This is a genomic window from Pseudomonas sp. Sample_10 (genome assembly GCF_004321495.1).
In the GTDB taxonomy this organism is placed as follows: Bacteria; Pseudomonadota; Gammaproteobacteria; order Pseudomonadales; family Pseudomonadaceae; genus Aquipseudomonas.
In genome coordinates, this window is record NZ_RCOE01000077.1 from 1 (window position 1) to 6751 (window position 6751).

6 protein-coding genes are annotated in these 6751 nt (G+C 58.4%); 1 reads left to right on the forward strand and 5 read right to left on the reverse strand.

Translation table 11 applies throughout. The annotated features are described in order from the left end of the window. The 5 genes from D8U18_RS07280 to sdhC form a co-directional block, all read right to left on the reverse strand. The coding region (locus D8U18_RS07280; RefSeq protein ID WP_131107364.1) for a 2-oxoglutarate dehydrogenase E1 component at positions 1–2218 on the reverse strand (2218 nt) is incomplete at its 3' end. A gap of 261 nt (positions 2219–2479) precedes the next feature. Continuing rightward, positions 2480–3184, reverse strand: coding sequence for a succinate dehydrogenase iron-sulfur subunit (locus tag D8U18_RS07285; RefSeq protein WP_018925107.1), 705 nt, complete (start codon positions 3182–3184; stop codon positions 2480–2482). Positions 3185–3195: 11 nt separating this feature from the next. Continuing rightward, entirely contained in the window at positions 3196–4968 is a 1773-nt protein-coding gene (sdhA, locus tag D8U18_RS07290; protein WP_056852963.1) for a succinate dehydrogenase flavoprotein subunit, read from the reverse strand. A 3-nt stretch (positions 4969–4971) separates the two neighbouring features. Further along, a complete protein-coding gene (gene sdhD, locus D8U18_RS07295) occupies positions 4972–5340 on the reverse strand; it encodes a succinate dehydrogenase, hydrophobic membrane anchor protein (protein WP_007977503.1) in 369 nt (122 codons plus the stop codon). Continuing rightward, positions 5334–5708, reverse strand: coding sequence for a succinate dehydrogenase, cytochrome b556 subunit (gene sdhC, locus D8U18_RS07300; RefSeq protein ID WP_056852964.1), 375 nt, complete (start codon positions 5706–5708; stop codon positions 5334–5336). Before sdhC ends, sdhD begins: the two co-directional genes overlap by 7 nt. A gap of 363 nt (positions 5709–6071) precedes the next feature. Here sdhC and D8U18_RS07305 point away from each other — a divergent pair. Further along, positions 6072–6751, forward strand: a 680-nt coding sequence (locus D8U18_RS07305; protein WP_277752467.1) for a citrate/2-methylcitrate synthase, incomplete at its 3' end; no start/stop codon positions are given.

The following is a 6751-nucleotide window of genomic DNA, read 5'->3' on the forward strand; positions in this document are numbered from 1 at the left end:
CCGAGGAGTGCTCCGGCCCCTGACCTTCATAACCGTGTGGCAGCAGCATGGTCAGGCCGCACAGACGGCCCCACTTGTGCTCGCCACTGGTGATGAACTGGTCGATCACGACCTGGGCGCCGTTGGCGAAGTCGCCGAACTGGGCTTCCCAGATAACCAGCGCGTTCGGCGTGGTGGTCGAATAACCGTATTCGAACGCCAGCACCGCTTCTTCGGACAGGAACGAGTCGTACAGGTCGAAACGTGGCTGACCGTCGTACAGGTTCTGCAGCGGGATGTAGGTGCCCGCGTCCTTCTGGTTGTGCAACACGGCATGACGGTGCGAGAACGTACCGCGGCCGATGTCCTGGCCGGTCATGCGGATCGGGTGACCTTCGAACGCCAGGGTCGCGTACGCCATGGTTTCGGCGTAACCCCAGTTGATCGGCAGGCCGCCGGCTTGCATCTTCTGACGGTCTTCGTAGATCTTCGCGACCTGGCGCTGAACCACGAAGCCTTCCGGAATTTCCAGCAGCTTGGCGGACAGTTCCTGCAGGGTCTTCAGATCGAAACGAGTGTCGTGACGCGCGGTCCAGGCGTGGCCCAGATACGGACGCCAGTCCACGAACAACTCTTTGTTCGGCTCTTTGACCAGGCTTTTCACTACGTGCAGACCGTTGTCCAGCGCGTTGCGGTATTCGTCGACTTTCGCCTGAACACGCTCTGCGTCAAGTACACCGGCCTGGGTCAGACGATCGGCATACAGCTCACGGGTGGTGCGCTGTTTGGTGATCTGCTGATACATCAGAGGCTGGGTACCGCTTGGCTCGTCGGCCTCGTTGTGGCCGCGACGACGGTAGCAGACCAGATCGATCACCACGTCACGCTTGAACTGCATGCGGTAGTCGATGGCCAGCTGGGTCACGAACAGGACGGCTTCCGGATCATCACCATTCACATGGAGGATCGGCGCCTGGATCATTTTCGCGACGTCGGTGGCGTACTCGGTGGAACGCGAGTCCAGCGGGTTGCTGATGGTGAAACCGACCTGGTTGTTGATCACGATGTGCACGGTACCGCCGGTCTTGAAACCGCGGGTCTGCGACATCTGGAAGGTTTCCATCACCACGCCCTGACCTGCGAAAGCAGCGTCACCGTGGATGGAGATCGGCAGGACTTTTTCACCGGTAGGGTCGTTACGACGATCCTGACGGGCACGAACCGAACCTTCGACCACTGGCGATACGATTTCCAGGTGGGACGGGTTGAAGGCCATGGCCAGGTGCACTTCACCGCCGGTGGTCATCACGTTGGACGAGAAGCCCTGGTGGTATTTAACGTCACCGGAACCGAGCTCGACCTTCTTCTTGCCTTCGAACTCGTCGAACAACTCGCGCGGGTTCTTGCCGAAGGTGTTGACCAGCACGTTCAGACGGCCACGGTGGGCCATGCCAATGACGATTTCCTTGGTGCCGTACGAGCCGGAACGCTGGATCAACTCGTCGAGCATCGGAATCAGGCTCTCGCCGCCTTCCAGACCGAAACGCTTGGTACCCGGGTATTTGGTGCCCAGGTATTTCTCCAGGCCTTCACCGGCGGTCACGCGCTCAAGCAAATGGCTCTTGATGTCGGCGGAGTACGTCGGACGGCCGCGCACGCTTTCCAGACGCTGCTGGAACCACTGGCGCTGCTCGGAATCGGTGATGTGCGTGAATTCAGCGCCGATGGTGCGGCAATATGTCTGCTGCAACGCTTCGTGAATTTCGCGTAGGCTCGCTTCCTCTTTGCCGATGAACAGGTCGCCGGCACGGAAGGTCGTATCAAGATCGGCATTGGTCAAGCCGTAATGATTGATCGACAGGTCTGCAGGTGCAGGACGCTGCCACAGCCCCAGCGGGTCAAGCTGGGCTGCCTGGTGGCCACGCATACGGTAGGCCTGGATCAATCGCAGCACTTCAACTTGCTTCTTCTCGTGCTCACTGCTCACGCTGCCGGCGGAAACCGGTTGGGCGCGGCGCTGGTTCTTTGCCAGCAAGACGAAATGATCGCGAATTGTGGAGTGCGAAACATCGGTGGCAGAGTTGCCGTCAGCTGGCAACTTCTGGAAGTAGGTGCGCCACTCTTCTGGCACAGCGTTAGGGTCGTGCAGGTAGAGCTCGTAGAGCTCTTCCACATAGGCAGCGTTACTACCGGATAGGTAGGCGCTGTTCCACATGCGCTGCATCACGCTTTCTTGCATGCTTGGTCACCCTCGGTTAGGGGAACACCACCGGTGTCGACACCGAGCAAACTTGCAGAAGTCCGAATGCAGCGACCAAAACAAGCCACTAGGATCACACTGATAGTCCGGGTACCAGCCCGGATGCCCCTGCTTGTCTCATTTCTTCAAAATAAGAGCCGCAGCCTTATAAGCTGCTGCTCAGGTTAAAACTACGGCGCCGGTTGAAGCCTGCGCCGCAGCATCTACGGGTACAGCGGTACTACATTTGCAGCAGCTGAATCACACGCCGCTTTGCAGCAACATGTTACGGATGTGACCGATGGCCTTAGTCGGGTTCAGGCCTTTCGGACATACGTTGACGCAGTTCATGATCCCGCGGCAGCGGAATACGCTGAACGGGTCATCCAGCGAAGCCAGACGCTCGGACGTCTTGGTATCACGGCTGTCTGCCAGGAAGCGGTACGCTTGCAGCAGTGCAGCTGGACCCAGGAACTTGTCCGGGTTCCACCAGAAGGACGGGCAAGAGGTCGAGCAGCAGGCGCACAGGATGCACTCGTACAGACCGTCGAGCTTTTCGCGCTCTTCTGGCGACTGCAGACGCTCGATGGCCGGAGCCGGCGTGTCGTTCTGCAGGTAAGGCTTCACCTTCTCGTATTGCTTGTAGAAGATGCTCATATCGACGACCAGGTCACGGATAACCGGCAAACCTGGCAGCGGACGAACGATCAGTTTGTTGCCTTTTACAACGGCAGACAGCGGCGTGATGCAGGCCAGACCGTTCTTGCCGTTGATGTTCATGCCGTCGGAGCCGCAGACGCCTTCACGGCAGGAGCGACGATAGGAGAAACCTTCGTCCTGCTCTTTGATCAGGGCCAGCACGTCCAGCACCATCAGGTCTTTACCACCGGTATCGACCTGGAATTCCTGCATGAACGGCGCGGCGTCCTGATCAGGGTTGTAACGATAAACGCTGACTTGCAACATGGCGGCCACCCTTAATAAGTCCGAATCTTAGGTTCAAAAGTCGGAACAGTCTTCGGCGAGAAGTTCACAGCACGCTTGGTCACGCGCTTGTCACCCGGGAAGTACAGGGTGTGGCACAGCCAGTTTTCGTCGTCACGGTCTTCGAAGTCTTCACGGGCGTGAGCGCCGCGGGACTCTTTACGAACTTCGGCAGCGATGGCGGTAGCTTCAGCCACTTCCAGCAGGTTTTGCAGTTCCAGAGCTTCGATACGCGCGGTGTTGAACGCTTGCGACTTATCGTTGATCTTGACGTTGGCGATGCGCTTGCGCAGATCGGCCAGCTGGGCAATACCCTTCTGCATGTATTCGCCGGTACGGAATACACCGAAGTAGTTCTGCATGCAGTTTTGCAGCTCGCGACGCAGGGTCGCCACGTCTTCGCCCTCGGTACGCTCGTTCAGAGCGGACAGGCGCGCCAGGGCAGCTTCGATGTTGGCGTCGGTGGCGTCGTCGTATTCGATACCGTCGGTCAGCGCCTTTTCCAGGTGCAGGCCGGCAGCGCGACCGAATACCACCAGGTCGAGCAGCGAGTTGCCGCCCAGACGGTTGGCACCGTGAACCGATACGCAAGCCACTTCGCCCACGGCGAACAAGCCAGGGATGATGGCGTCGGCGCCGTCAGCGTCCTGAGTGATCGCCTGGCCATGAATGTTGGTGGCAACGCCGCCCATCATATAGTGACAGGTCGGAACAACCGGAACCGGAGCAACCACCGGGTCAACGTGTGCGAAAGTCTTCGACAGTTCGCAGATGCCTGGCAGACGGCTGTGCAGCACTTCCTCGCCCAGGTGGTCGAGTTTGAGCATTACGTGGTCGCCATTCGGACCGCAACCGTTGCCGGCGATGATTTCCTTGACCATCGAACGGGCAACCACATCACGACCTGCAAGGTCTTTCGCGTTCGGAGCATAACGCTCCATGAAACGCTCGCCGTGCTTGTTGATCAGGTAACCACCTTCACCACGGCAACCTTCTGTAACCAGTACACCGGCGCCGGCGATGCCGGTCGGGTGGAACTGCCACATTTCAATGTCTTGTACCGGTACGCCGGCACGCAGCGCCATGCCAACGCCGTCACCGGTGTTGATCAGGGCATTGGTGGTCGAAGCGTAGATACGACCTGCACCGCCGGTGGCCAGCACGGTGGCCTTGGCACGGATGTAGGTGGTTTCGCCGGTTTCGATGCAGATGGCGATAACACCGACGAACTCGCCTTGAGCGTTCTTCACCAGGTCAACAGCGTAGTACTCGTTCAGGAACGTGGTACCGGCTTTCAGGTTGCCCTGATAAAGGGTGTGCAGCAGCGCGTGACCGGTACGGTCGGAAGCGGCGCAGGTACGGGCAGCCTGCCCGCCTTTACCGTAATCCTTCGACTGACCGCCGAATGGACGCTGGTAGATACGGCCTTGCTCGGTACGCGAGAACGGCAGACCCATGTGGTCCAGCTCGAAAACGGCAGCCGGGCCTTCCTGACACATGTATTCGATAGCGTCCTGGTCACCGATGTAGTCGGAACCCTTGACGGTATCGTACATGTGCCAGCGCCAGTCATCGTTCGGGTCGGCCGACGCGATGGCGCAGGTGATGCCGCCCTGGGCGGATACAGTGTGCGAACGGGTCGGGAACACCTTGGTGATCACGGCAGTCTTGTGACCACCTTGTGCCAGTTGCAGCGCTGCGCGCATGCCGGCACCGCCACCACCAATAATGATGGCGTCGAAAGAAATCGTTGGAATGTTAGCCATGAATCAGATACCCCAGAGAATCTGCACACCCCAGACGAAGTAAGCGAACATCGCAACGCCGCATACTGCCTGGAAAAGGAAACGTACTGCAGTCGCGGACTTGCCCAGCGCCATCGGCGTCAGGTAGTCGGTCGCGATGGTCCACATGCCGACCCAGGCGTGAGCGCCCAGGGCCACGAGGGCCAGCAGACTGAAGATACGCATCCCGTTGTGGGCGAACAGGCCGTGCCATTGGTCGTAGCCAATGCCCGGGTTCGCAGCGAGGTATCCGATCAGGAAAATGAAATAAGCCGCGAGAACGACCGCAGACACACGTTGCGCCATCCAGTCATAAAGGCCGGAACGCGAAAGGTTCGTAACGCTGGTTACCATATCCAAACTCCTGCCAGAACGATCAACACCACGGAAACGGCGATGATAATTTTCGAGCCCAGGCGGCCGCCTTCCAGCGTCTCACCGATGCCCATATCCATGATCAAGTGGCGCACACCGGCTACCAGGTGATACAGAAGAGCGGACAGGAGGCCCCATGCTACGAACTTGGCCAGCGGGCTGGTCAAGCATGCCTTCACGTCGGCAAAACCTTCCTCGGAACCCAAGGACTTGCCCAATGCATAAAGCATGAAGCCAAGGCCCAGGAAGAGGATGATGCCGGAAACACGGTGAAGAAACGACGTAACGCCGGTGATGGGGAGTTTGATGGTCCTTAGGTCTAGGTTTACAGGTCGTTGGCTTTTCACGGCTTTTTTTTCACACTGAAGAGCCCCTAACAATCAGGGCAAAGTTGTTGGGGAGTGCACTGGTCAGGTAACCACCACCCAGGGATGCGACCCCCAATAAAGCAGGCCCAAAAGCCCTTGGCGGTCGGTGGCCGAGTATAGACAGTTAGGCTACTAATGACAACGCAAAGACCTAACCCAAACAGCGGATTGCGCAACGGGCATAAAAGGCGTAAATGGCAGGCAATTTCGAGAAAAAAGTACGGTTAAAGCCTTCTGGAGCAAGACTTTAGGCAAATTGACATTCGAATTTATCTCACTATAGTGGTGCGGGCCCTGCGTGGGGGGTCTGTCTGATGATTTCAAGCATAAATAGGAGGCCACATGGCTGACAAAAAAGCGCAGTTGATCATCGAGGGCGCAGCCCCCGTCGAGCTGCCCATTTTAACCGGCACCGTTGGTCCCGATGTTATCGATGTTCGGGGCCTGACGGCCACGGGCCGATTCACCTTTGACCCAGGTTTCATGTCGACCGCCTCTTGCGAGTCGAAGATTACCTATATCGACGGCGACAACGGCATCCTGCTGCACCGCGGCTACCCGATCGAACAGCTGGCTGAAAAGTCGGACTACCTGGAAACCTGCTATCTGCTGCTCAACGGCGAACTGCCGACTGCAGAACAGAAGGCCCAGTTCGTCAGCACCGTGAAGAACCACACCATGGTTCACGAGCAGCTGAAGACCTTCTTCAACGGCTTCCGTCGCGACGCCCACCCGATGGCCGTCATGTGCGGCGTAGTCGGCGCGCTCTCGGCGTTCTACCACGACTCCCTGGACATCAATAACCCGCAGCATCGCGAAATCTCCGCGATCCGCCTGGTTGCCAAGATGCCGACCCTGGCAGCGATGGTTTACAAGTACTCCATGGGCCAACCCATGATGTACCCGCGCAACGACCTGACGTACGCGGAAAACTTCCTGCACATGATGTTCAACACCCCGTGCGAGATCAAACCGATCAGCCCGGTACTCGCCAAGGCCATGGACCGGATCTTCATCCTCCA